Source organism: Natronobiforma cellulositropha (assembly GCF_025629245.1).
In the GTDB taxonomy this organism is placed as follows: Archaea; Halobacteriota; Halobacteria; order Halobacteriales; family Natrialbaceae; genus Natronobiforma; species Natronobiforma cellulositropha.
In genome coordinates this window covers 26,663-52,353 of record NZ_JANZXN010000059.1, presented here as the reverse complement: position 1 = coordinate 52,353, position 25,691 = coordinate 26,663, and the positions used below count along the sequence as shown (strand labels likewise).

General features: G+C 65.4%; 23 protein-coding genes. 8 read left to right on the top strand and 15 right to left on the bottom strand.

Annotated features, from left to right (window positions below; all coding sequences use genetic code 11):
* Positions 1 to 17 precede the first annotated feature (17 nt).
* The 5 genes from N0B15_RS17095 to N0B15_RS17075 form a co-directional block, all read right to left on the bottom strand.
* Entirely contained in the window at positions 18 to 2,681 is a 2,664-nt protein-coding gene (locus N0B15_RS17095; protein ID WP_263020922.1) for a DUF1156 domain-containing protein, read from the bottom strand.
* A 3-nt stretch (positions 2,682 to 2,684) separates the two neighbouring features.
* A complete protein-coding gene (locus N0B15_RS17090; protein ID WP_263020921.1) occupies positions 2,685 to 3,575 on the bottom strand; it encodes a PglZ domain-containing protein in 891 nt (296 codons plus the stop codon).
* On the bottom strand, positions 3,565 to 6,063 hold the full coding sequence (locus N0B15_RS17085; protein WP_263020920.1) for a DUF499 domain-containing protein: 2,499 nt from the start codon (positions 6,061 to 6,063) through the stop codon (positions 3,565 to 3,567). Before N0B15_RS17085 ends, N0B15_RS17090 begins: the two co-directional genes overlap by 11 nt.
* A 262-nt stretch (positions 6,064 to 6,325) precedes the next feature.
* Entirely contained in the window at positions 6,326 to 6,712 is a 387-nt protein-coding gene (crcB, locus tag N0B15_RS17080; protein ID WP_263020919.1) for a fluoride efflux transporter CrcB, read from the bottom strand.
* Positions 6,709 to 7,104, bottom strand: coding sequence for a fluoride efflux transporter FluC (locus tag N0B15_RS17075; RefSeq protein WP_263020918.1), 396 nt, complete (start codon positions 7,102 to 7,104; stop codon positions 6,709 to 6,711). Before N0B15_RS17075 ends, crcB begins: the two co-directional genes overlap by 4 nt.
* Positions 7,105 to 7,311: 207 nt before the next feature.
* Between N0B15_RS17075 and N0B15_RS17070 the strand changes: the two genes are divergently transcribed.
* From N0B15_RS17070 to N0B15_RS17060, 3 genes are all read left to right on the top strand, one after another.
* On the top strand, positions 7,312 to 8,196 hold the full coding sequence (locus N0B15_RS17070) for a DUF7351 domain-containing protein (protein WP_263020917.1): 885 nt from the start codon (positions 7,312 to 7,314) through the stop codon (positions 8,194 to 8,196).
* Between the two features lie 148 nt (positions 8,197 to 8,344).
* Positions 8,345 to 9,262, top strand: coding sequence for an ABC transporter ATP-binding protein (locus N0B15_RS17065; protein ID WP_263020916.1), 918 nt, complete (start codon positions 8,345 to 8,347; stop codon positions 9,260 to 9,262).
* Positions 9,259 to 10,110: an ABC transporter permease subunit gene (locus N0B15_RS17060; protein ID WP_263020915.1), complete on the top strand. Its 852-nt coding sequence runs from the start codon at positions 9,259 to 9,261 to the stop codon at positions 10,108 to 10,110. Before N0B15_RS17065 ends, N0B15_RS17060 begins: the two co-directional genes overlap by 4 nt.
* A gap of 17 nt (positions 10,111 to 10,127) precedes the next feature.
* Here the strand turns inward: N0B15_RS17060 and N0B15_RS17055 are convergent, their stop codons facing one another.
* Entirely contained in the window at positions 10,128 to 11,522 is a 1,395-nt protein-coding gene (locus N0B15_RS17055; protein ID WP_263020914.1) for a DoxX family membrane protein, read from the bottom strand.
* A gap of 112 nt (positions 11,523 to 11,634) precedes the next feature.
* Here N0B15_RS17055 and N0B15_RS17050 point away from each other — a divergent pair, with 112 nt between their 5' ends.
* The 3 genes from N0B15_RS17050 (at position 11,635) to N0B15_RS17040 (ending at position 15,484) form a co-directional block, all read left to right on the top strand.
* The gene (locus tag N0B15_RS17050) at positions 11,635 to 12,543 is read left to right on the top strand and encodes an MBL fold metallo-hydrolase (protein WP_263020913.1); all 909 of its coding nucleotides are present in this window, start codon (positions 11,635 to 11,637) and stop codon (positions 12,541 to 12,543) included.
* A gap of 60 nt (positions 12,544 to 12,603) precedes the next feature.
* Entirely contained in the window at positions 12,604 to 13,380 is a 777-nt protein-coding gene (locus N0B15_RS17045) for an SDR family oxidoreductase (RefSeq protein ID WP_263020912.1), read from the top strand.
* Between the two features lie 82 nt (positions 13,381 to 13,462).
* Complete coding sequence (locus N0B15_RS17040; protein ID WP_263020911.1) at positions 13,463 to 15,484, top strand: AMP-dependent synthetase/ligase; 2,022 nt, start codon at positions 13,463 to 13,465, stop codon at positions 15,482 to 15,484.
* Here the strand turns inward: N0B15_RS17040 and N0B15_RS17035 are convergent.
* The 6 genes from N0B15_RS17035 to N0B15_RS17010 form a co-directional block, all read right to left on the bottom strand.
* Positions 15,472 to 15,756, bottom strand: a complete 285-nt coding sequence (locus tag N0B15_RS17035; RefSeq protein ID WP_263020910.1) for a hypothetical protein — start codon at positions 15,754 to 15,756, stop codon at positions 15,472 to 15,474. The two genes, N0B15_RS17040 and N0B15_RS17035, sit on opposite strands and share 13 nt — an antisense overlap.
* Positions 15,757 to 15,869: 113 nt before the next feature.
* Entirely contained in the window at positions 15,870 to 16,112 is a 243-nt protein-coding gene (locus N0B15_RS17030) for a hypothetical protein (protein WP_263020909.1), read from the bottom strand.
* Positions 16,113 to 16,155: 43 nt separating this feature from the next.
* Positions 16,156 to 17,757, bottom strand: coding sequence for a hypothetical protein (locus tag N0B15_RS17025; protein WP_263020908.1), 1,602 nt, complete (start codon positions 17,755 to 17,757; stop codon positions 16,156 to 16,158).
* A 234-nt stretch (positions 17,758 to 17,991) separates the two neighbouring features.
* Positions 17,992 to 18,555 (bottom strand): DUF2391 family protein, encoded by a 564-nt coding sequence (locus N0B15_RS17020; RefSeq protein WP_263020907.1) that lies wholly within the window; start codon positions 18,553 to 18,555, stop codon positions 17,992 to 17,994.
* A gap of 54 nt (positions 18,556 to 18,609) precedes the next feature.
* On the bottom strand, positions 18,610 to 19,356 hold the full coding sequence (locus N0B15_RS17015) for an ABC transporter ATP-binding protein (RefSeq protein WP_263020906.1): 747 nt from the start codon (positions 19,354 to 19,356) through the stop codon (positions 18,610 to 18,612).
* A 49-nt stretch (positions 19,357 to 19,405) separates the two neighbouring features.
* Positions 19,406 to 20,320, bottom strand: a complete 915-nt coding sequence (locus N0B15_RS17010) for an NmrA/HSCARG family protein (RefSeq protein ID WP_263020905.1) — start codon at positions 20,318 to 20,320, stop codon at positions 19,406 to 19,408.
* A 693-nt stretch (positions 20,321 to 21,013) separates the two neighbouring features.
* On the opposite strand from N0B15_RS17010, the gene N0B15_RS17005 reads away from it, so the two are divergent.
* Positions 21,014 to 22,153, top strand: coding sequence for a carboxylate--amine ligase (locus N0B15_RS17005; protein ID WP_425494252.1), 1,140 nt, complete (start codon positions 21,014 to 21,016; stop codon positions 22,151 to 22,153).
* Here the strand turns inward: N0B15_RS17005 and N0B15_RS17000 are convergent, their stop codons facing one another.
* Complete coding sequence (locus N0B15_RS17000; protein WP_263020903.1) at positions 22,154 to 23,296, bottom strand: thiolase family protein; 1,143 nt, start codon at positions 23,294 to 23,296, stop codon at positions 22,154 to 22,156.
* Positions 23,297 to 23,645: 349 nt separating this feature from the next.
* Here N0B15_RS17000 and N0B15_RS16995 point away from each other — a divergent pair, with 349 nt between their 5' ends.
* A complete protein-coding gene (locus tag N0B15_RS16995; protein ID WP_263020902.1) occupies positions 23,646 to 24,356 on the top strand; it encodes a DUF5806 family protein in 711 nt (236 codons plus the stop codon).
* A 4-nt stretch (positions 24,357 to 24,360) separates the two neighbouring features.
* Here N0B15_RS16995 and N0B15_RS16990 read toward each other — a convergent pair whose 3' ends face one another.
* Entirely contained in the window at positions 24,361 to 24,888 is a 528-nt protein-coding gene (locus N0B15_RS16990; RefSeq protein ID WP_263020901.1) for a DUF7529 family protein, read from the bottom strand.
* A 79-nt stretch (positions 24,889 to 24,967) separates the two neighbouring features.
* Positions 24,968 to 25,660: a lipoyl protein ligase domain-containing protein gene (locus N0B15_RS16985; RefSeq protein ID WP_263020900.1), complete on the bottom strand. Its 693-nt coding sequence runs from the start codon at positions 25,658 to 25,660 to the stop codon at positions 24,968 to 24,970.
* Between the last annotated feature and the right edge of the window lie 31 nt (positions 25,661 to 25,691).

The window sequence follows — 25,691 nt, the reverse complement described above, 5'->3', positions numbered from 1 at the left end:
GTATTACAACGGCCCAGTCAGAAGAACCGACCAATCTCGGCCTGGGTATCGGAATTCTTGTGTACGTACTCCGCAATCTCCGCGTAATCGTCGTCGTTGTGGATCTCGGCCAGTCGGCCGAGAGCGGCAATCGCCTCCTTGTCGGTCCACTTCCCGAATTTTCGGGAGAGTTCGTCGGTCTCGAGGAGGTAGTAGAGGTAGTGCGCCTTGTCAACGGCCAACGGGTTCTTCTTGCTCTCGATCCGCTCGGCGCGCTGCTTGGGTGACAGCACTTGGAGCGAGTCGCCATCCTGTTTGAGCAGCCCCTCGTGGACGAGTTCGGAGACGTCGACGCCGCGCTGTCGAAGGTCCTTGTTCAGCGCGTTGTAGGAGACGGTGCTCCCGCGACCAAGCACGTAGGTGAGATAGACGGCGCTCAGGGCGTCCATCTCGTCGCTCATGATCTGAACCCGCTCGGCCATCAATTGGTCGTCGACGATGTCGCGAATGGTCTCCAGCGCGTCGTCGACGGACATCGGGTTGCCCTCGTGGGTGACGTTCGGGTAGTGCTTCGAGAATACTTCGAGACACTTGCCCATCGTTACTGCGAAGATGTCGCCCTGGGTGAGCCGGGAGCCGCTCTCCTCGAGGCGGTTGATTTCGTCGCTCGCCCGGAAGTAGATGTCGTCTTCAAGGGAGCGCCAGCTCACCGGCTCGGGGTCCACCTCCCGGTTCCGGCAGACGACGATCATGTCGTACTCGATGTTGGCTTTCTCGTAGATGTGGGTACTGCCCCGCATCTCTCCGCGAATAGGGTAGAGCGCAGTGACGTAGAACCCCGCCTCGAGAACGGACTTCAGGACCGTACTCCATCCCTCGGTCTCCTTGTGGTGGAAGGTGAAGGCCATGATGCCGTCGTCCTTCAACTTCTGGTTCGCCTGGTCGAAGACGTTCGTCAGCCCCGTGACGAAGTGGTCTTCGTCCCGGTACGTATCGACGCTATCCTCACCGGCGGGGTCACTCACCACCTCGCTGGCCTTCGGCGTGAGTTCGGCGGTGAAGTGCTCGTACTCGTCCTCGAGAATTTGCTTGAGCCAGACGTAGTAGAAGTCCGCCGTCTCGGAGTACATCACGTTGTCGAAGTACGGGGGATCTGTGATGACTGCATCCACGCTATCATCCTCTATCGGGAGGTACTCGGAGGTTCCACAGCGGAGGAACACGTTCCCTTCCTTCCCCAACTCCGATGGGTCGTTGACGAGGTGACCCTCGATTTTCCCGACACCGTCTCGCTGCTTCGTCTCCCCATCTTCGACGTACTTCTCGTACGGGTTCTGGCAGAACTCCTTGCCAGCGCGCATCTTGTTGTATTCGCCTGTGAAACTACCACGACCGTACTTTGTACCCCATACGTTGTTTTCGACGGGAGTGTGTCTCGCAGTAATTGTGTGCCGTTTGTAGATACCTGTTAATTTGTTATATGGCTTATCATATTCACAGAACATATTGTTGTATGCGAGAGAACTTGAAAATGCTAGAAGGAGGAACTCCTTGATGTTCTGATTATCAAGATTATCGATTTCAGCCAAAAGTTTGGAGAGACAGAGTAGTTGCCGGTCGTTGAACATCTGGTCGTATGTTTCAAACCCGTGCCTCCGTGCCCGGTCAGAACTTCCTCGGTATCTCTGAGTGGTTGGTATTAGGAGGTCCTCAGATTTCTCTGAAAGTTCCTCTTTCGCCATTTTAACCAGTTCCCGATCGAATTCTGTAGCGGACTTATATCCTTTCTCGTCTGTTTCCCAACAATAATATTCGACAGCATAGAGTCTTTGCTCTGGTTTTCCAAACCGGTCCACGCTTTCCACAATGGACATCTCGGGGTGCTCGTCACAATGGGGGCAGGTGTAGGTTCCTCTGTGGACGTTCCCTTCATTCGGCACGTACTCACACGAGCACTCAGGGCAGGTGGTATCAGTACGGTAATCGTCGGTTTGGAAGACATGCAAGCACTCGGGACAAGCTACATTATAGTAATCGTCCTTCGAGGATCGTGCGTTTGCAATTCTGTAGTCTTTGAATAAGGCAACGTTTTCACCACAGTTTCGACAGGGGAGTTCATTGACCCAAAAATAGTACATTGAGTCCGCACAGTGGTCATCCCCTCCACAGTGTGGGCAGTCAGTCCGATAATAGTCCTGAATCTCTTGCCCGACATTCTCTTCAATGGATTTTAGAGCAGTATCCATCTCGTCCAAATCAACGGGTTCAACCTCTTTCTTGACCACGAACCAAGCAACGGGATTGAGTTCGCTACCAATCGCGTTGCACCCGAGGCGAATCGATTCAACGATGCTGGTACCGCCACCCATGAAGGGATCGAGAATTGTCTTCCCTCCTAAATCCACATCTTCGAGATAGTATTCCCAAAGTGCATCTGGGTTCTCCCAGTCAACAACTGGGAGTCCTTCGTCGTCTTGGAGCTTTGACTGACGGTCTCCATCGACTGTTATCTCCTCATCAGCGAGTGCGTAGATTAGCATACTCCGGAATACCGAGCCGAGTCGTCGTGCCCACCACTTGTGCATGGTGTAGACAGGGCGATAGTACCGCTTCGCGTGAGCCTCCTTGTCCGCAATCTCGTTGACTTGCTCGATAGGGAACGTAATCTCGATAGGCCGTCTGTCGATGTCGTCTTCGGTCATGGATTAGAGTTCGAATTCGATTCGCGGTGTGATGCATTCGGTGAGGCTGAGGCCGCCATGAGTGAACGTAGAGTACTTGCCCCGTGCTGGCCAGGTGTACCTTCCGATGGGCATGTAGTATCCGTCGGCTTCGACTACGAGGCCCTCCTCAACGAGAGCGTCGGCGTTCACGTCGGCGACGCTCTCGAAGCGCCCGCTGAATGTCTCCTGAAGCCGCTTCTTGTTCTGCTCTCCGACCGGGAAGGTGTTTCCGGAGTCGAGTCGGATGTAGCCGTGGTCGGACCCGACGACGATGCGCTCGGCGTCGAGCTGCTCAACGATGCGCCCGAACGTCCGCTCGGTCTTCTCGTACATCTCCTCGATGGTCGAGAGCTTCGTCTTCCCCTCCTGGATGTTTTCCAGCAGCGCGTCGGGGAACCGGCACCAGACGATGTCCTCGTCGCCGTCCAGCGACGGGTCGTCGTCCTTTACGTCCCGCTGCTTGTACTCCCGCTTCAGGTCTGTATAACCGATGCGCTCCCGGTACGGCGTCGTCTCCGAGGGAACCGTCGAGAACGAGTACCCGACCGACGGCTCGTAGCCCTCGTCTTGGAGGTACCCGACAAGCAAGCTTCCCTCGCGGACGCTCATCGCGTCCATCACGACGAAGGTTCCATCCTCGGGCACGGTCATGGACGCCTCGTTGACACACCGGTCCGCAAGCACGTCGCCGTAGAACTCCTGATAGATGTCAACGAGCAACCGCTCGTAGGTCTTCATCTGCGTCTCGCGGTCGTAGTGGTCGCTCACAGACTCGGCAGGTGGACTCCAGATCCCCCACATCGATTCCCAGACGCTCTCAACAGGGTCGTCCGCCTCGACCAGCCCGGTCAGCGCCTCAGTCCTAAACTTCACGCTCTATCACCACCGTTGCGTCGATGTGGTTCCCAGATGGAAGGCTCTCGACGAACTCGATTAGCTCCTCCTTTGAAAGCTCGTCCACGTCGTAGGACAGGTCGATACTCGTCACGGTATCCGAATCTCCGTTGACCCGCGCTTCGGCGTGACTCCGGAGCACCCGTGCGTTCGGCCCCTGGAGCGTGACGTGCTTCGTCTCCGTCTCTGTGGCGACGGTCGACTCCGTGTCGTCGTCATCATCGACGACTGTCGTCGTCGTGCTCATCGTGCTCTCCTGCCCCTCCGTAATCGTGGTTTGCCCTTCGCTCGTCGTCGTGGACGCACCGCCACTACTCTCGATTCCCGACGTCTGCTCCGTGTAGACGGACTCGTCGAGATTGTCCGGATGGTGGATGGTGAGCTGGTCGCCGAGGTCGGGGAGCCGATCATTCTTCTGCTTCGCGGAGAACTTTCCACGGTCACCCTCGAGCACGATCTTCTCGTCCCGGTAGAGCTGACCGAGCGCTGAGGTGAACACGCTCCGGTCGAGCAGCACTGGCATCCGGCGGAATTGGTGGAAGTCGTTCAGCATCGACTCGATTGCGATACCACCGTCTGTCTCTCGAACCTCCTCGATGATTTTCTCGCCGACATACGCCTTGTCCCGCCCGACCTTGCTCTTCACGTCCTGGACGTCGGCCGTGATACTCTTCTTCCGCATCCTGAGCCCACCTTTGGGGTCCTCGCTCCACTTAACCCAGCTCCCGTACCGGTCCTGGAGTTCGTTCCGGAGTTCGCGACGTTCGTCGCGGATGATTCTCCCGAGTTCGCCGTTGTCGTCGTCGACCTTCCCGCGAAGATTCTCCGCACCGAGCACCCGTGCGGCCTTGTTGATAATCTCGTTGTCGTCCCGGATCTTCTGGTTCGGCGTGACGAACAGCGCGGTGTTCGCGTAGGTCCGTTTTTCGAAGAATTCCTCGAGTTCCGCCTGGAGTGCCCCGTTCGAGAGATAGTCGAGCGTCACCACGACGGAAATCTCGTTCGTGTCTGGGACGTCATCGGGGTAGATGTAGATCTCACCGTTCCAGACGTCGTCCTTGACTACCTCCGCGAGCTTCGCCTCGATGGAGTCGCGGTTCCGGCTCAGAACCCGCTCTTGCTCGCGTGTGACGAGCGCGGTCAACTTCGGGTCCTCCGTGATATAGTAGTGCTCCTGCTGCTCGTCCCTGTCCAGGTAGTGCGCGGTCCCGTAGAGGCTCCCCAAGGACATATCCAACTTCGAGATGGACGTCTTCCCGGGCTTGTACGTCCCGAGCAGACACTCGGTCACTGACGCCATCTGCGAACGTTCGTCGAGTGTATACAGGAGGATGGTCTTCAGCAGTTCGTCGCCGAAGTCAATATCCTCGATCGCCTCTTGGTCGGAGACGTAGCGGTTGAACAACGTCTGGTTGATGCCGCGGAACGCCGCGGCCTCGATATCCGACGTGATGATGAGACTGGTCTCGTCGTACCGCTTCCGAACCGTCTCCGCTAGTACGTTCATTGCTCCCCGGACGTTCTGTCGCTCACGGCCACCTTCGTAGAGGCTGTCGAGCAGGTCGAGCAGCTCCGGATGGAACGGATACGTCTCGACCATCCGGTTCTCGTAGCGTTTCTCCTCCTCGAGTTCGATTGGGTAACCGTACCCCTCGATGTACTCCTGAACAACGTCCCGGACCGCACGCTCGTCGATTTCGTTTCGCCGTGTCTCGAAGAGCCGGTGAAGGATGATGCGTTCCCGGTCACCGGTCGCGTTTAGGTCGACCGCGTAGGGGTTGGTCCGGTTGAGAATCCGCTTCAGGTCCTGGCTTTTGTCAAGCAGCGTCGTGAAGACGAACAGCCCCTCCTTAGGATCGTTCGCCACCTCGAGCAGGTTCTGGAGGAAGAACTCGTTCCGGTTCAGCAGTTCCTCATCCTCTTGTTTGTCGAATGATTCCCACCAAGTCTCGATCTCGTCGAAGAAAATCGCTGCATTCTCCCCTGAAATCAGCTCCTCGATGTGATCCGTCGTAGGATAGCGTTCAATATCGTCGAGTATATTCTGGCCACCCAAGTCGTCGAAGATTGGCTCCCAAATCAGGTCCGCGTCGGTCTTGCTCGTCGAGAGGATTGAGGCCTTCGCGGAGTCTGGGAGATTGATCGGAATGTCCCATTGGTCAAGCCAATCCTGGGCTACGATGGGGTCGTTGAACAGATGGTAGAGAACGAGCAGGCCGTGCGATTTACCGGCCCCGTACGGACCAGAGAGGGTGATTGCGCCCTGGTTATCACGCCCATTTAGTTTGTCCCCAACGTGTTCAAACGCACTTCGGAGGGCATTCGAGGGGTACGTCATTGAGAGCAACTGCTGGGGGTCGTTCTCTAATCGCTGACTGGACTCACCTACCTTGTGAGCCTGGAGAACTCCCTGAAATTGCCCCTCCTTCACTTCGTCCCGGGGCGTGAGGAACTCAGATATCGCCATGGTAGTCTCTCCGCAACTGTTACACTTCATACTTTCCACCAGAAAGTAAAGAGCCGCGTTCAGCTTTCGTGATCCTGTTGTAGAACGTATCGGGAAATAACGTCTGAGAATTCCATCCATTCGGACAGCTTCTGCCCCAACTGGCCCCTACCCACCGAAAAAGCTAGGGTTGTGCCGATTCTTTCCCGCTAGCAGAGTGATCAGCGAAACAGCGAACCTCCTCACATCTCAACGATATCTCTTTCACTTATCAGTCATATTATCAGACGGTCCCGACGAGTGCCCACGCCAGTCCGACCCCGGCGAGCGCGGCGACCAGATTGCCGACCGCGTTCACGACTGCCAGCCGTCTGTCGCCGCGTTCCCACAGCTGTACGGTGTCGACCGAGAACGTCGAGAAGGTCGTGAACGCCCCGCAGGCACCGACGCCGACGAACTGGAGCGCCGACTCGCTCGCCCCACCGAAGGCCACCAGCGCGAAGACGAAACTCCCGACGACGTTGACGAGGAGCGTCGCCACCGGGAAGCGCTCGCTCGAGAGGTGACTGTACACCCAGTGGCGAGCCAGCGCGCCGAGTGCGCCGCCGGTACCGACGAGGTGGGCGGGTTCGGGGTCGAACGCGAGGAGGGCGAGTGTCGAGAGGCTCACGCGCGCTCACCTCCGAGGCGGCGGGCGAGGGCGCGTCCGGCGAGGACGCCCGCGAAGCCGAGGGCGTAGTTGGCGGCGACGATGGCGAGCAGCGCCCGCGGGTCGCCCGCGATGGCGGTCTGGAAGGCGAACCCGCTGTAGGTCGTCAGCGAGGAGAGAAAGCCCGTCGTAAAGACCAGTCGGGCGCGGCGGCCGACGATGCCGGTGATCCGCGCCTCGTAGACCAGCAGGCCGAGCAGGAGGCTGCCGACGGCGTTCACGGCCGTAATCGCGACGACGTCGGGGACGACGCCGAGGGTGAAAAAGCGCAGATTCGCCCCGGCGAAGCCGCCGATGGCGATCAGGGCGAGCGTCTCGAGGCGGGCGAGTGGGTGGGGTCGGTCACTGGACATGGCTGGTGAGTCCAGGGACCGTCAGCCGGTGACTCGAGAGGGTCTGCCACCGGCGGTTGGATCAGGCGGGCCCCATCGCCCGGATGCGCGAGGCTACTCAGAGCGCCAGTAAAGGAGTTACGAAACGCACTCTCGGTGTCCGAACGGGGCGGACGGGGTGCTCGCGCTGACACACGGCTTAAGCCGGACCGGGACGAACCCGCGACGATGACCCCGACGGACGAGATCGACGACGCGGTCGTCGACGCCATCGGCGCGCTCGGAAACGCCTACCGACTCGAGGTGTTGCTCGCGCTCGCCGAGCGCGGGCGCGAACTCGAGGTCGACGGCCACGCGATGACGTTCACCGAACTGTACGAGGCGGTCGATATCGACAGTTCCTCGCAGTTCGCCTACCACCTCGAGCGTCTCGTCGGGCAGTTCGTCGCCGAGACGGAGGCGGGCTACCGGCTCACCTACGCGGGTGACCGGATCGTCCGCGTGCTTCGTTCGGGCGTCTACGAGAGCGCGCCCGCGTTCGAGGGGCGGGCGCTCAAGGGGGTGTGTCTCGGCTGTGGGTCGGCGTCGCTCGTCGCGACGCTCGCCGACGAGCGGTTCGTCGTCCGGTGTGAGGCGTGTGAGACGCCGGTTCTGAGCGATTACTTCCCGCGGAGTCAGACCCGCGAGCGGTCCCCCGAGGCGGTCGTCGAGAGCGCCGCCACCCGCATCTGGAGTTCGTCCGTCCTGCTCCGGGGCGGCGTCTGCCCGGCGTGTTACGGCCGAGTCGACACCACCGCGGACCGCCACGACCACGCGGGGCAGACGCGCTACACCCACCGCAACACCTGTCGCACGTGCGACCTCCAGGTCCACCTGCCCGTCGAGGTCGCCGCCGTCTCCCACCCGCGGGCCGTCGGCTTTCTCTGGGACCACGGCGTCTCGCTCTTCGACCTCCCGCTCTGGGAACTGCTCGGCCTGCTCTCGACGGGTGCGCTCTCGACGACGCCCCACTCGAGTGAGCCGCTCGAGGTTCGCGTCGACCTCTCGTTCGCGGGCGAGACGCTCTCGGTTCTCGTCGACGGATCCGGCGCGGCCACGCCGCTCGAGGAGTGAGGCGAACCTCGCTCCTCAAATCCGTTTGAGTTGCCGCCCTGTCAAAATGTTGGAATAACAACAAGACTTATCCCGACGCGACGGTCTCCACTGGGTATGCGACCAGACGGAGCGACCACGGCCGAGCCGGTGAACGCGGGGGGTGACGATGGCGGCGATTGAACTCGAGGGGCTGACGAAACGGTACGACGACGTGCTCGCAGTCGACGGTCTCGACCTCACCGTCGAGGAGGGGGAGATATTCGGCTTTCTCGGGCCGAACGGCGCGGGCAAGTCGACGACGATCGACGTGCTGCTCGACTTCATCCGGCCGACGGCGGGGACGGCGACCGTCCTCGGCTACGACGCCCAGCGCGAGGGTGAGGCGGTTCGTCGCCGGACGGGTGTCCTCCCCGACGGCTACCACGTCTACGACCGCCTCACCGGCCGCCAGCACCTCGAGTTCGTCTGCGAACTCAAAGCGGCCACGGCGGACCTCGACGCCCTCTTCGAGCGGGTTGGTATCGCCCACGCCGCCGACCGCAAGGCCGGTGGCTACTCGAAGGGGATGACCCAGCGCCTCGTCCTCGCGATGGCGCTCGTCGGTGATCCCGACCTACTCGTCCTCGACGAGCCGTCGACCGGTCTCGACCCGAACGGCGCGCGCGAGATGCGCGAGATCATCCGCGAGGAGAACGCCCGCGGGACGACCGTCTTCTTCTCGAGTCACGTCATGGAGCAGGTCGAGGCGGTCTGTGACCGGGTCGCCATCGTCGACCGTGGCCGCCTCGTCGCCGTCGACTCGATCGACGGCCTGCGCGACGCGAGCGAGACCGGTGAGACCCTCTACGTCGCCGTCGACGACCTCTCGGAGGCGATGGTCGGCCCGGTCGCGGCGCTCGAGGGTGTCGCCGAGGCCGCACTCGAGGACGGCCACCTCCGCGTCCGCGTCGACGGCGTCTCGAAGTTCGCCGTCTTACACGCCATCGACGCGGAGGTCGCCCCGATCCGGGACTTCTCGGTCGTCGAGTCCTCGCTCGAGGACCTGTTCGTCCGCTACACGGCGGGTGGGGAGGGCTCGCGATGACCTGGCTCGCCGTCGCGAAGAAGGACTTCCGGGACGCCGTCCAGTCGCGGGCGCTGTGGGCGCTCGTGGCGGTGTTCGTCCTCCTCTCGGTCGGCTCGACCTACGCCTACGTCGAGGTTCCCGAGCTGTTCGGCGGTCCCGCCGCACCGACACTCGGGGGCTTGCTCTTCTTCACGGTCGGACTCACCGGGCTGTTCGTCCCGCTCGCCGCCATCGTCGTCTGCCAGAAGTCACTCGCCGGTGAGCGCGAGCTGGGGAGCATCAAACTGCTGCTCTCGCTGCCGACGAACCGCCGCCACGTCTTCTTCGGGACGGTCCTCGGCCGGGCGAGCGTCCTCGCGTTCGGTCTCGGCGTCGGTCTCCTCGTCGGCCTCGGCGTGGGTGCGCTGTTGCTCGGCCGCCTCGAGCCGGTCCCGATGGCCGTCTTCGTCCTCGTCACGCTGGCGTTCGCCGCCGTCTACGCGGCCATCGTGACGAGTCTCTCGGCGACGACCGGCTCGACGACGCGGGCGACGGCGCTCGCACTCGGCTTCTTCGTCGTCTTCGAACTGGTCTGGGACGTCGTCCCGCTGGGCGTGCTCTACGTCGTCTCGGGCTTCTCGCTCCCGGCCGAGAGTCCCGACTGGCTCGCCCTCCTCGCGCAGGTGCCGCCCTCGTCGGCGTACTTCTCGACGGCCGTCGCGTTCTTGCCCGACCTCGCGAGCGACGCCGGGGCGGCCGCCGGTGGCGGCGCCGGGACCGACGGAGCAACGTACGCGGCTCCCGAGGTCGGTGTCCTCGTGCTCACCTGCTGGCTCGCCGTCGTGCTCGCCGTCGGCTACACCCGCTTCGCTGCGGCCGACCTCTGAGACCCTGTCGTGCGGTCTCAGTCACTCACCGCCTCGTTCCCGCTCGGCCGTCCTCGCGCTGGCTCGCTCGAGTCCCCGGCTCGCGCCGCGACGGCCGCCGCCGCGGCCAGCATAGCCAGCATGACGAGCGTGATCGCGCCGGTCGTCTCGCCGTAGCCGCCCGGTTCGACGCCGAGGGCGATGCCGAGCGTGCCGAAGCCGACGGTGACGCCGACGAACGCGGGGGCGAGGCGAGCGGGGACCGCTGGTGGGCCCTCTCTCCGCCCGGCGACCGCGTCGAGGCTGGCGTAGCGCCCGCCGAGGGCCGCCGCCGCGACCGCGCTCGCGAGGACGAGCGGGGCGAGTCTGACGAAGCCGAGTGCGACGAGGACGAGCAGGTAGGAGACGGCGACCGTCCCGAACAGGCGGGTCCGGTAGCCGACGAGCAGCGCCACGCCGCAGGCGGTCTGGACCAGCGCGAACGCCACCACCCAGGCGCCGATGGCGGGGAGGACCACCGACTCGAGCAGCAGGCTCACCGGTCCGAGGTGTGTCGCGGCGACCGCTTCGAACACCGCCGCCTGGTCTCCGGCGCTCGCCCAGCCGGGGAGCGCGTTCAGCCCGGGATCGCTCCGGACGAAGATCTCCTGGAGGAAGCGGTAGCCGACGAAGATCCGGAGACCGTCGGCGGCGAGGGCGACCGTCTCCTTCCCGCGCGCGGCGAGGGCGAACCAGCCGGCGAGAATCGCGAAGAAGACGGTTAGCTCGAGACCGACGAGCGCGAGCCGCCCGCTCTCGAACTGGCTGATCGAGAGCAGGTAGTAGACGGCGACGACCGCCGAGGCGGCCGCGAGTCCGGGGTAGGCCCGTCGTGGGATCGTGAGTCCGCCGAGTGAGGCGACCCGGTCGGAGAGGCGCGCACCGCGGCTCCCACGCTCGCGGAGCCAGCCGTCGAGCCCGTAGTGGTAGCCCGCGTTCGCCACGAGCGCGAACGCGATGGGGACGGCGAACAGCGGCGAGGTGCGTATCGTCCCGAAGTGAAACACCGGCAGGAAGTAGAGCAGGCCGAAGATCGCCGCCGGGCGGGTCCAGAGACCGACGATCAGCCCCAGCGCGATGAGGAGTTGGCCGACCGCCGCGAGGGTGGCCCACTCCGTCGCGTAGGGTAAGACGACCGACTCGAGCACCGCGGCGTACCAGCCGTAGACGCCCTCGTCGATCGCCCGCTCGGCGACGCGCGTGATCGCACTCCCGGCCTCCGCGCCGAACCACTCCGGGTTCGTCCCCGTACTGGGGGTGCCGACTTTCCACCAGCCGCCCGCGACGACCTCGTACAGTACGAGCAGCCCCGCGAAGACGCGCGTGAACGCGATCCACGGACTCGCGCGCTCCTCGAGCGCCGATTCCTCGCCCGTCGACTCCATCGTTATCATCTAACCGAACAACCTTAGCATATATTATTAAGACTTGTGATTAAGTTAGCAACACGCCGAGCCGAGTACCGGCGACGACAACGGTTATCCGACCGGCGCACGCCTCTTCGCTATGGCAATCGGAGACGTTCGCGCGGTCACCCGCGGCGACTGTACCGACCTCCACTACGTCGACACCGGGATGTACGGCACCGCCGAGTACGGCGCGGTCTACCTCCTCTCGGACGAGCGCCCGGCGCTGGTCGAGACCGGCATCGGGACGAACCACGACCTCGTCCTCGAGGCGCTCGAGACGGTCGGCATCGCCCGCGAGGACCTCGCCGTGATCGCCGTCTCGCACGTCCACCTCGACCACGCGGGCGGGGCCGGCGTTCTCGCCGAAGCCTGCCCGAACGCCGAGGTGTACGTCCACGAACTCGGTCTCCCACACCTGGCCGACCCCTCGAGACTCGTCGCCGGAACGAAAGCCGCCGTCGGCGACCAGTGGGCGTTCTACACCGAGCCGAAACCGGTCCCCGAAGACCGCCTCACCGCACTCTCCGAGGGCGACACCATCGATCTCGGGACCCACGAACTCCGGGTCCACGAGGCGCCGGGCCACGCCCCCCACCAGGTCGTCTTCGAGGACCCCGCGAACGACGCGATCTTCACGGCCGACGCCGCCGGTATCTGGGTGCCGTCCGTCGAGGTACTGAAAGAGACGAGTCCGCCCCCGCAGTTCGACCTCGAGCGCTGTCTCGAGGACGTGGCGGCCCTGCGCGCCCTCGAGCGCAGCACCTTGCTCTACACCCACTTCGGTCCCCGCGAGACCGGAGAGGCCCTCGCTGCGTACGAGACCGTCCTCACCGACTGGGTCGAAGCGGTCACCGCGAAACGCGAGGAACTGGGCGACGACGTGGCGGTAGTCGAGCACTTCGCGAGCGAGACCGAGATGGCCGACGTCTGGGGCGAGCGCAAGGCGACCGCCGAGACCGCGATGAACGTTCGTGGCGTGTGTGCGTATCTGGACCGCCTCGAGTGACACGAGAGATATCACTCTCCCTGTAAAAAGCTCTTGACGGCGCTCGTGGAACTCGCCCCTATGACAGCACTTCTGTCAGACCGAACTGCCGTCGTCACCGGCGGTGCGAGTGGTATCGGCCGCGAGATCTGTCACACCTTCGCGACCCACGGCGCGGATGTCGTCGTCGCCGACGTCCAGGAGGAACCCCGAGAGGAGGGACCACCGACTCACGAGTGGATCCGTGCGGAGACCAACGCCGGGGCGACGTTCGTCGAGTGTGACGTCACCGTACGCGGCGACCTCGAGGCGGCGGTCGACGCCGCAGACGAGTTCGGTGGCCTGGACGTGATGGTGAACAACGCGGGTATCGTCGGTCCCATCTCGCCCATCCAGGAGGTGAGCCGAGAGGAGTACGAACGGCTCCGGTCGATCAACCTCGACGGGGTCTACACCGGCTGTCAGGTCGCCGCGGAGCGACTGATCGAGCGCGGCGGTGGCAGCATCCTCAACATGTCGAGCGTCGCGGGGATGGTCGGCTACGCGGACATCTCGCCGTACTCGATGGTGAAAGGCGGCGTCCGCCTGCTCACCTACTCGCTGGCGGCCGAACTCGGCCCACACGGTATCCGCGTCAACGTCATCCATCCGGGCGTGATCGAGACGGCGATGACGACCGACGACTTCCCCATCGTCGGCACCGAGGAGGAGGAAGCCACCGCGGAGGCGGTCCCACTACGCCGCCTCGGCACGCCCGAAGACGTCGCCAACGTCGCGACCTTCCTCTCGAGCGACCTCGCGGGCTACGTCACCGCCGAGTCGATCGTGGTCGATGGCGGACAGCTTCGGACGGCCTAGACGGCGATTCCTCGGTAAACCGGTGTCGTCGCGCCCGCGGTTTCCTCACGTTTTATCGTGTATGGGGTGCTGACACATGGGTATGGACTGGCTCGAGGCTGAACGCGACTACGACGACGAGGTCATCGGGATGACCACGCTCGGACGGCTGTTCGAGGACGCAGCCGAGCGCTACCGGAACCGCCCTGCCCAGCGCTACAAGGGTGGCGTCTACGACCGCTCGCTCTGGAGTGACGAAACCGACGGACAGTCGCCGGTGGTCGCCGCCGAACCCGGTGGGTTCCGCGCGCTCTCGTACGCCGAGATGCGCGAGGTCGTCCGCGGACTGGCCGCCGGCTTTCGCGACCTCGGTCTCGAGGGCGGCGACCGGGTCGCCATCGTCTCGAACACCCGCATGGAGTGGGCGCAGACGGACTTCGCCCTGCTCGCTGCCGGCTGTGTCGTCACGACGGTCTACCCGGGTTCGTCGCCGGATGGAATCCGCTACCTCCTCGACGATCCGGGTGCGACAGCCGTCGTCACGGAGGACGCCGCCCTCACGGAGACGGTGCTCTCGCTCGAGGACGACCTCGAGACGGACCTCTCGTTCGTCGCGTCGATCGATCGCCTGCCCGAGGAACCGGCGTTCGACCGCGAGGACGTGCTCACGCTGGGTGACGTCTACGTCCGCGGCGCGTCGGCGTTCGACGCCGACGCCTACGAGTCGTGGGTCGACGCCCCCGCCGTGGACGACCTCGCGAGTCTGATCTACACGAGCGGGACGACCGGCACGCCGAAGGGCGTCGAACTCACCCACCGGAACTTCCGGTCGAACGTCAATCAGATCCGCAAGCGCTTCGGTCCCCGTCCCGACCGCGACCCCGCCCTGCCGTCGATCGACGAGACGATGCAGACGGTGTCGTACCTGCCGCTGGCTCACGTCTTCGAACGGCTGGCAGGCCACTTCATCATGTTCGCGAGCGGGGCCTGCGTCGCCTACGCCGAGAGTCCGGACACGCTCCAGGAGGACTTTTCGGCCGTCTCGCCGACGGCTGCGACGAGCGTTCCCCGGGTCTACGAGAAGATCTACGACGCGGTTCGCGAGCAGGCGAGCGAGTCGAGTGTCAAGCAACGGATCTTCGAGTGGGCGACCGCGGTCGGCCGCGAGCACTACGAGAGCGACGACCCGGGGGCTGCCCTGCGCGCGAAACACCGCGTCGCCGACCGACTCGTCTTCTCGCAGGTCCGCGAAGCCCTCGGCGGCAACGTCGAACTGCTCATCAGCGGCGGCGGCAGCCTCTCGGCCGAGCTGTGCACGCTCTATCACGCGATGGGGCTGCCGATCTACGAGGGCTACGGGCTGACCGAGACGGCGCCCGTCGTGACGGTCAACCCGATCGAGGAACCGAAAGTCGGGACGATCGGGCCGCCGCTTCCCGACCTCGAGATCGAGATCGACGAGTCGGTCGTCGACCGGGAGGCGTTCGACGATCCGGGACGCGTCGGCGAACTGCTCGTTCGCGGGCCGAACGTCGCCCGCGGCTACTGGAACAAACCCGGGCCGACGGCGCGGGCGTTCACCGACGAGGTGCCCGCCCGCGAGGCCGACGGTGGCACCGCAGCGAGCGGTGCGGACGGCCGCTGGTTCCGAACCGGCGACGTCGTCCACCTCCGGCCCGACGGCTACGTCGAGTTCCGCGAGCGCTCGAAACAGTTGCTCGTCCTCTCGACCGGCAAGAACGTCGCGCCCGGCCCCATCGAAGACGCCTTCGCGACCACGCCGGTCGTCGAACAGTGTATGGTGATCGGTGACGAGGAGAAGTTCGTCGCCGCGTTGATCGTCCCCAACACGGACCACGTCCGCGAGTGGGCCAGCGCGGAAGGGATCGACCTCCCCGACGACCCCGGAGCGATGGTCGAAGACGAGCGCGTCCACGCCTACGTCGCCTCGACCGTCGACCAGGTCAACGAGGCGTTCGAACCCCACGAGCGGATCAAACAGTTCCGCCTGATCCCACAGGAGTTCACCGAGGAGAACGAGATGCTCACGCCGACGATGAAGAAGAAACGCCGCGTCATCCTCCAGCACTTCTCGGGTCTCGTCGACGACATTTACGCCGAGTAGTCGTCCGCCTCGGGATCCGAGGTGAACCGGAACTCGAACTCGAGTGCGCCCTCTGCGCTGACGCTGACGCCGCCAAAGCGTTCCGAAAGCTGGTCTCTGGCCTCCGAACTCGGCTCGGCCGTCGCCGAGATGCTGTTCGTGTTCGCGTTGTACGCGATGTTGCCGACGGTGACGTCGAAGTCGAACTGGGCGGGCAGCTCTTCGCGGAGTAGCTCTCGGACGTCGTCTAACTCGTCTTTGACAGCACCCATCTCGTCGTTCAGATTCGCCATGCACTACGTTCGCGACACGAGTCTGTAACGATTTTCCACATCGGGGGTGAGTGACACGCCGAGCGATACGAACCCACTATCTCTCGAGCGCCGGCTCTCACGGCCGGCGCCTCTCAGCGCGACCAGTCGCGCTCCTGGGGGTCGACACCGAGTGCGGCGGTCTCGTCACTCCAGGTTGCGACCAAGTAGTACAGCGGCACGAACACCAGACAGCCGACGAGGACCGTCGCGACGGCCGCGTACTCGAGCAGTGGCTCGGAGAAGGCGTCGGCGAGTACGAGCAAGCCGAGACCGAGCAGTACCGAGATTGCGACGATCGACCCAGCCGCCCGGAATCGGTCCCATCGTCTCCGCATACCTAGCGCTTCGACGGCTGGGGGAAAAGGCTGTCGACCCCTGCTACTCGCCCTGGACGATCGAGATCTCCTGTCCCGGTGAGACCGCAATTCGCTCGAGCTCCGCCCCGTCTTCGTCGGTGACGACGACGTAGTAGGCGACCTCGGGGTCGTCCGGTGCAGGTTCGGTACCGATCGTTTCGACCTCGTCGGGATCTTCACCGGCGAGGAACTCGCGGACGGTCTCGGTGTCGTAGATTTCGACGGCCTCGCCGGTGTGGGCGTTGACGAAGACGTTCCGCGTAATGGCTGTGTAGTCGGTCGGTACGACCTTGCTGTGCCACCACAGCTGTCCGTCGATGGTCACCGGAACCGGTTCGATCACCACGAAGTTGTCACCCCAGCTGGTGCGCGAGTCGGCGCTGCGAACGATGCCCATCGCCCGCTCGGGACCGGTCAGCGTCTCGCTGCCGGTCGCGTAGTAGCGGTACTCGCCGGTCGCCGCGTCGGCGAACCACACCTCGTCGAGCCCGCGGGTATCCTCACCGTAGGGCTCCATCACCGTCACGTACGAGAGCCGCTCGCCCTCGAGGTCGATGACGAACGGCTGGCTGTTGCCCGCGCCCGAAGGCAACGCCGCGACCTCGACGTGGCCCTCGTGTGCGCCGACGACGTTCATCTGGTTGACGATCCCGTTCCGGTAGCCGAGCGACCCCATCGCGCGCTCGGTGTTGTACAGCGGGTAGAGACGCTGGCCGTCGAGGATCTCACTCTCCTGGGCTTCGTCCGGCGTGAGGTGCGTAATCGTCCCGTCGGGGGCGACGAGCGCCCCACCCTCCCAGGTTGGCGTCGTGTGCGGAATCGGCGTCAGGTGCCACTCGTGGCCCGTCTTCGGGTAGTACATGTAGGCCGTCCCGTCGTGGACGAACTCGACCGGATCGTCGTTGTACTGCGCCCAGAAGTCGCCCTTCTTCAGGTGCCAGTCGGCACTCCGGGTCAGCGCCATCCCCTCGCCGACGGCGAACGGCTGGTCGTCGACCGTCAGCAGTTCCCGGTTCTCCATCCGCGTCATGTCGCTCATCACCACGCCCTGCTGGTGTTCGAACAGCGTGTTCCGGAAGCCGTCGGGCTCGACCGGATACGACCAGGCCAGCCGTCCGTCTTCCATCCGCGCGATGTCACTCGTCCCGAGCCGGTACTGCCGGTAGGAGACCGACCCCCGCGTCTGCGTATCGGCGACCGACCGCGGCACGATCCGCGGGTTCTCCGCGTTGACGCCGGGGAACTCCTCGACCTCGAGTGCGCCGTCCATCGTCTCCTCGGCGAGCGTCCGTTCTTCGACCATCCCCGCCGGGACGCCGACGACGGCACCGGCGAGGAGCGCGAACGCGAAGACCCCGCCGAGGATCGTCAGCTTCGTCTCGAGCGAGGTGTTGTACGGCCGGTCGATTGCCGGTCCCAGCCAGAGAACGACCGCCGTGACCGTCGTCAGCCCGACGACGACCAGGCCACCGGGGCTGTAGACCGCCCGGTAGACGATGCCGTGAACGAGCGGCCGGACGAGGTAGAGCACCCCGACGGCCGCCAGCAAGAGCGCGAGTTTGAGGGCGAACCCGCGCGCGCTCCAGCGGAACTCGAGCGCCCCGAGGTCGCCTCTCATCGCCATCGCTCCCGCTCGACGAGTGTCCCGTTGGCCGACCCGTTCTCGTCGCCCCGCCCACTCGGGACCTCACGCTCGACGTGTCGACGGACGTCCTCCCCTCCTCTCACCGCGTTCCCTACCGTCGGTTGCGTCATTGTACTCACCACAGAGTTGTGTCAACAGTATATACTCTGTTCGATTCGAGTACGTCGCGCTCGACGTGAACGGTGTCCGTCCGCTCGCATCGGTCCCTCCGTTTCAGTCCTCGCCGGGGAGGATGTCGGCGAGCGAGCCACCGATCGCCATCGCGGTGAAGATCACCGAGACCCGACAGAGATCGACCCACGGCTCGTCCCACGTCACCCGTCCCCACATCGTCATCAGCAGCGTCGCGGTCACGAACGCGATGGCGAGCACCCAGACCAGCCGCCGGGGAACGACCCCGAAGTAGGGGTCGGTAATTCTCACCTCCTGGAACTTCGACACGTAGAGGATCCCGATCACGACCGCCGTCGCGAACACCAGATTCGCGACGAAAAAGGGCGGGTGGGCCGCCAGGAACTCGCCGATCTCGATGACGCCGTCTTCGACTAACAGCGGCAGGCCGATGAGGACGCTCCCGACGAACGCCTCCGCCTTGTCCTTCCTGGTGAACGAGGTGATGACCGAGCCGAACAGGCCACCCCGCGACAGGCGGGTGACCAGCCGCCTCGCCTCGACCACCTCCGCTCGCTCCTCGGGGTCGTCGACCGCCCGCTCGAGCGTCTCGAGTTGCTCGAGGACGTCTTCGACGGTCGTCTCCTCGGGGCGTTCCCGTGACATAGCGGTTCCCTCTCACTCGAGCGAATAAAAGCCGTCGTGTTCGTTCGCTCGTCGTCACCGACCTCGGCGGCCAGCAGTCGCCGCGAGGAACACGTCCTCGAGCGTGCCCTCCTCGCCGGTCTCGACGCGGCGTTTCAGTGCGTCCGGTGGTCCCTCGGCGACGAGTCGCCCGTCGGCGAGGACGCCGATCGTGTCCGCCAGTTCGTCGACCACCGGGAGGATGTGCGTCGAGAGGAAGATCGTCATCTCCCGGTCGGCGAGGTCGGCGATGATCTCGCGCATCGTCCGCGCTGCACGCGGGTCGAGTCCGCTCGTCGGCTCGTCGAGAAACGCCACGGCCGGTTCGTGGAGCACCGCCTGAATCACGCCGACTTTCTGGCGCATCCCCTTCGAGTAGGCGTCGATCCGTTTGTCCGCATCGTCTACCAGGTCGAAGCGCTCGAGTAACCCGTCGATGCGCGCTCGTGCTCGCTCGCGTGGAATGTCCCGGAGGTCGGCGGCGAACTCGAGTTGTTCGCGGCCCGTGAGTTCGTCGTAGACCGGCGGCTCCTCCGGTAAGTAGCCCACGTGGGGGATGACCGCCTCCCGGTCTGTGACCGACCGGCCGGCGATCCGGGCCTCACCCGCCGTCGGCCGGGTGAGCGTCGTCAGCATCCGCATCGTCGTCGTCTTCCCCGCGCCGTTCGGTCCCAGAAAGCCGTACACCGTCCCGGGCTCGACCGCCAGCGCTACCTCGGAGACGGCAGTCTCGTTCCCGTAGCGCTTCGTGAGTCCGACGGTCTCGATGGCGAGGTCGCGCATTTGCCGGGAGTTGTCGACGGCTCACCATAACCGTATCTTCCCGCGCCCGTCACTCGGCGAACGCCTTGACCCAGGCGGGCACCGACGCCATCCCGGTCTTCTCCTCCCAGCCGTGCTCGCGCAGGTAGGTCTCGAGGTCGGTGAACTCGAAGCCAAAGCGCTCGGTGAGTGCGTCGACGTCTGCCCGGTAGCCGACCTCGTTCAACCACTCACACATGACCGTAAACTCCTCGCCGAAGGAGTCGTAGGCCTCCTCGATCGGGACGTGGACGGCGTCGACGTCGACACCTGTCACCGCAGATAGCTCCGCCGCGATCTCCTCGAGCGTCGCCGCGTCGCCCGCGAGTTCGACGCGCTCGCCGACGAACGACTCGGGCCGCTCGAGGGCGACCGCGGCGGCCCGTCCCAGGTCGTCGACGTCGACCAGCTGGAGCGAGACCCCTTCGGCGAGCGGGAGCGCCAGCGTCCCGTCGAGGACGTCGTCGACGAACGCCTCGAAGTTCTGGAAGAAGAACACCGGCTGGAGGACGGTCATCGGGAGGTCGAGGTCCGCTGCGTAGCGTTCGATCTCCCAGGCGGAGTCGAAGTGTGGGATGCCCGTCTCGCGCTCGTGGCTGCCGACGCCGCTGAGGACGAACTGCTCGACGTCCGCCTCGCTCGCGGTCTCGGCCAGGTGTCTGCCCTGTGCGACCTGCGCCTCGTAGCCGTTCGCCCAGAAGTCCGTCACCGCGAAGACGGCGTCGACACCCTCGAACGGCTCGGAAAGCGTCTCCGGCTCGTCGAGGTCACCCTCGACCATCGTGACACCGCGGGTCTCGAGCGCCGCTGCCGCCTCGCTGCTCGCGTCTCGAGTCAGCCCTCGCACGTCGAACGCGGCGTCCGACTCGAGCAGGTGGTCGACGACGGCTCCACCCTGGTTTCCGGTCGCACCCGTGACGAGAACGCGCGTCGAATCGGCTGACATATCAGTTCGCCCTCCACTCGATCCTGCCGTCGGTTCTCCGTGCGTGCCGTTCGACCGCGCCGCAGGTTGCTGGTTGCATTACGTTACCTGATTCAATACCGAACCTATTTAGTTTCTCGGTGACATAACCGATACTACGTGACATCGATGTCACCACTAACTATTACCAAAGATTACTTTTCGGGAGATGTGGCCGAGACCACCGCCGACGCCCTCCATCACTCGGCGGTAGTCGCTGGCTACCCGCACTCGAGGGGACGAACGCTCGGCTCGAGCCCTCGCTGGCGGTGTTCACCCCGGCGTGCGTCCGCTCACGTCGGCTTGTGCAGGAACCGGTTACGCCACCCTAACCGGCTCCAACCACCGTCTCCACGCCGAGTAGGGATGTGCTACGAGGAATACTATTAGACCCCGTGTGATGTACGCCCGAGTATCCCCCTCGATGATCTTCCGGACACCGCGCACACGACGGACCCGTGCCAGTCCGCCAGCGACGGTGGTCCGGCCGTCTCGCTCACTCGAGGATCCCACTCGAACCCGCCGCTCGCGACACAGACCGAACTCTCACGACCCATGACGACCGTCACCCCCAAGTCATCCCGTCACTCCCGTTCACACACGTGGCCCAGATCCCAGGATACTCGCCCTGCCGTCGTCGTCCCCGCGATCTCGGCACCGAGTTCCGTCGCCTGCTTGCGCTCGCTCGCGCCCGCCGGCGTCCGCACCATCGCCGTCTCCGAACTCGAGACGACACCCGCCTTTCAGTCGGCCTACTGTGACGAGGCGGTCGTCACCGCCGCTCCCGACGAGGACTTCTCGGTGTACACCGAGACGCTGCGCTCGCTCGCCGAGCGCCCCGCCGTCGAGACGATCATCCCGGTTCGCGAGGCCGACGTCTACGCGCTCGCCGCCCACCGCGACGAGTTCGAACCCCACGTCGGCACGCCCTGGCCGTCGCTCGAGACGCTCGCGGCCGTCCAGGACCGACGCCGGCTGTTCGCCGCCGCCGAGGAGGCGGGCGTCTCCGCGCCCGAGACACACGCCCTCGACGAGTGTGACGACTGGGGACGCGAGTGGATCGTCAAACCGCGCTACTCGATTCTCACCGACACCTACTGCGAGGACGTCTCCGCCGACGTGTGTATCGCCCCGCCGTCGACGACCTACCTCCACCCCGGCGAGGAACCCGACGTCGACGCCCTCGTCGACTCGATGGGCCACGTCCCCATCTGCCAGGAGTACGTCGACTCCGACGGCGAGTACGGCTTCTTCGCCCTCTACGACGAGGGCGAGGCGGTCGCGACCTTCCAGCACCGCCAGCGTCGCGGCTGGAGCTACGCCGGCGGCCCGAGCGCGTTCCGCGAGTCGATTTCGGACCCTGCACTCGAGCGCGCGGGCCGCGACCTCCTCGACCACCTCGAGTGGCACGGCCTCGCGATGGTCGAGTTCCTCCGAGACGAACACACCGGCACCTACCAGCTGATGGAGATCAACCCCCGCTTCTGGTCGTCGCTGCCCTTCTCGGTCCAGGCCGGAGCCGACTTCCCCGCCTACTACTGGCAGCTCGCGACCGGCCGCAGAGAGCGCATCGACTGCGACTACGAGGTCGGCGTCGGCGGCCACCTCTTACGCGGGGAACTGCTCTACCTCCACTCGATCCTCGCCGACGAGGTCGACCTCGTCGACCGGCCCGCCCTCTCGAGCGCGCTCCTCGAGGTCACTCAGTCGCTCTACGCCCACCCCCGCTTCGACTACTTCCAGCTGGACGACGTCCGGCCGTTCGTCCGCGACGCCCTCGACACCTACGCGGCGTTCCGGCGCGACCGGACGTGATCAGTCGACGACGAACTCGATCGCCGCCCCCTGACCGAAGCCCACACACAGCGTCGCCAGTCCGCGCCCGCCGCCGCGCTGGCGCAGTTCGTGGATCAGCGTCACCGGCAGGCGCGCTCCGGACGTCCCGAGGGGATGGCCCAGCGCGATCGCCCCGCCGTTGACGTTGAATCGCTCCATCTCGATGCCGAGTTCCTCGCGCGTGTAGACCGCCTGGCTCGCGAACGCCTCGTTCAACTCCACGAGGTCGTAGTCGTCGATCTCGCGGCCGACGCGCTCGAGTAAGCCCCTCGTCGCCGGGACGGGACCGACGCCCATCATCGTCGGATCGACGCCGCGGACCTCGTTCGAGCCGACTTTCGCGAGCACCTCGAGACCGTGTTCCTCGGCGAACGCCTCGCTCGTGACGAGGACGGCGGCCGCCCCGTCGGAGATCTGGGAGGCGTTTCCGGGCGTCACCGTCCCCTCGGATTTGAAGACGGTGGGGAGACCCGCGAGCTTCTCGAGTGAGGTGTCTCGGCGGATGCCCTCGTCTTCCTCGACGACGCCGTCGTCGGTCTCGATGGGGACGAGCTGGTCGTCGAAGCGGCCCTCGTCGGTCGCGGCGGCCGCCCGGCGGTGGCTCCGGAGGGCGTACTCGTCCTGGACCTGGCGCGAGACGTCGAACTCGGCGGCGACCTTCTCGGCGGTCATCCCCATCTGGAGTTCGCCGACGTTGTACTCGGCTGCCAGCCGCGGGTGGAGGTGGGCAGCGCCCTCGCCCATCGGCACCCGGGACATGTTCTCGACGCCGCCCGCGACGAGACACTCGCGCTGGCCCGCCCGGATCGCGTCCGACGCGGAGATGATCGCCTGCATCGAGGAGGCACACCAGCGGTTGATCGTCGCCCCCGGCACGCCCTCACCTAGCTCCGAGAGCAGACAGATCACCCGCGCGAGGTTGTTGTCCTGTTCGTCGCGCTGCTGGGCACAGCCCCACAGCAGGTCGTCGACGTGCTCGCCTTTTAGCCCCGTCTCCGCGAGGATCTGGTCTACGAGCGGAATCGAGAGGTCCTCGCTGCGCACGTCGGCGAAGACGCCGCCGTCTCTCCCCTGCGGGGTTCGCACGGCCTGTACGATCACTGGCGTCTGAAGCTCCGTCATACACCCACACACACGCCTCAGCCCCTTAAATCGGGACGGAACTGACGGTGACCGAACTCGAGTTTCTCCACTCGCGTCTGTCACCGGGCGCTGTGCGGTGGTGTTTAGTTAGGCGAAAACTGACCAGACAACCGCCACTGGGTGGGATTGAAAGGGGCGCCGCCATCGAGGAGCGAGACGACGCAAGAACCGCAGGACGAAGTCCGAGGATCGCAGCGAGTCGCAGCCCTCGATGGCGGCGGGGCTTTCTGGGGTACTCCTCACCGACGAATCGGAACCCATTACTAAACTACACACGACCCGCTGTACGAGGACAACCCTTTTGCCACCCCTGTGGGTAGGCCACGGCATGGACGAGCAGCCACACCCCGAGGACGGACCACTCGAGGCGGACGAACGGGACGCCGAGACGCCCGGGTCGTCGTCCGCCGAGACCGGTCCGGACGCCGAGGGATCGAGCGAGTTTTCAGACACCGACTCGAGCACCGAAGCCACGGACACCGACTCGAGCGACCCGGACTCTGAAGACTCGAGCGCCCCGATGCCGGGCGTTCCGGCCGAACCCGACGTTCCCGAAGACGTCCAGAAGTACGCCCGCTTCCAGAAGATGGACGGCGCGCAGTACGACCGGGTCAACCAGTTCCTGCGTGATCGGACCTACGTCACCGCCCGCGAGTGGGCCATCGCCCGCCTCTGCGCTGACTTTCGCACCGAGACGGGCGTCGAGATGACCAAAATCGGCGAGAACCTCCCGGAACTCGTCCCCTTCATGACCGACACCTACACCCCGCAGGCGGTCAACCAGGCGCGCTCGTCGTTCGAGGAGAAGGTTCGGAAGGCCGGGGCGACCTTCCTCTACGGCGCGATGTGTGACTTCTTCACCGCCGAAGAACTCGACGACGTGATGTACGAGACCACCGAGGTCGCCAAATTCCTCCTCGAGGTCGAGGGTGTCGACCTCTCGGTCGAGGACGAACTCGAGGCCGAAGAGCGCATCTCGACGGTGATGCGAGAGGTCCGGGAAGCCAGCCGGGAGCTTCGGGAAGACGAACTCGAGTGAGTCCTCACTCCTCGTCTGCCGTCTCCTCGCCTGCCGTCTCGTCGTCTCCACCGACGGCGTCGTCTTCGGTGACGAGGAACGGCCCGGGGTCGTCGTGGAAGAACGTCACCCAGCGGTCGATGGCCGCCGGTCGGACGTACAGCGAGAGTTCGTCCTCCTCGAGCGCTCGCTCGAGTACCGCCGACGACTCTTCCGGGTGGTAGGCGACGGGGACGACGACGGCGCGGCCCTCGGTGTCGTCGAGTTCGACCGCGAGGGCGTACACCGCCCCGTCCTCGATGCGGCTGAAGACCTCCGCGCCGTCGACGCTCATCCCATCGTCTTCGAGCAGTGACTCGAGCGTCTCGTAGGTCTCGTCGGGGACGCGGACGTCGAACCCGGCGTGCCCCTCGCGGTGGGCCGGACTCACGGCCAGCGGCGAGAGCACCGTCACGTCCCAGTCGTGTTCGCGGTACTCCTCGCCCATCGCCGTCGCGTCCGTCAGCAGGTCGTCCCACGCCTCACCTGCCGTCGGGTCGTCGGCCCCGCTCATCGCTCCCCCTCGAGCGGCCGCCGCTGATCGATAGTCATGTCTGAGTGTCCGAGGGACGTGAGGAAAAGCCTTCCCCCGCTCAGGTGTCGACGACGCGCACCGTGGGCGTCTCTTCGCCGCCGAGCGCCGCCTCGAGCGTCTCGAGCACCGGCGCTGGCTCGCCCGGCCCGCCCGCGTCGGCGAGACTCCCAACCGTCGCGGGGTCGAACGGAACCTCGAGCGCCTCGTAGACCCGCTCGAGAACGGCGACGACTCTCGAGGCGTCGACGAGCAGGATTCCCGCGACGAGCGCGGCGTCCGCCCGGACGCGCTGGGCGATGCCCGCCACCTTCCGTGGCCGTCCCTCGACGCGGACCGACAGCGAGTGTGAGCCCGGACAGAACGAGTTCGCCGGCTCTTCGCGACTCGTCTCGACGCCAAGGGTCGCGAGCGCCGACTCGAGATCTGCCGTCAGTCGGTCGTAGCGCTCGCCGATGCCCTCGCGGACGTCGTCCACCGGTTCGGCCCGGGCGAACGCGACGGTCGTCTCGCCGTCGTAGGCGACCGCCCGCCCGCCGACGCGCCGCTCGACCGCGGCGAACGCCGACTCGTGGGCCAGCGCCCGCGCGCGTTCGTAGCCCGCGAGCCCGGTGTCCCGCCTGCCGAATGCGACTTGGCGGTGCGGGAGCCAGACCCGCACGGCGCGCTCGCCGTCGGCCGCGGCCCGACACAGTTCCCCGGTCACCGCCCGGTCGCCCTCGAGCGTCGACGCGCGTCCGCGCACCACCTGCATACCACTCCGTTCACGCCGACGCGCCTAAACG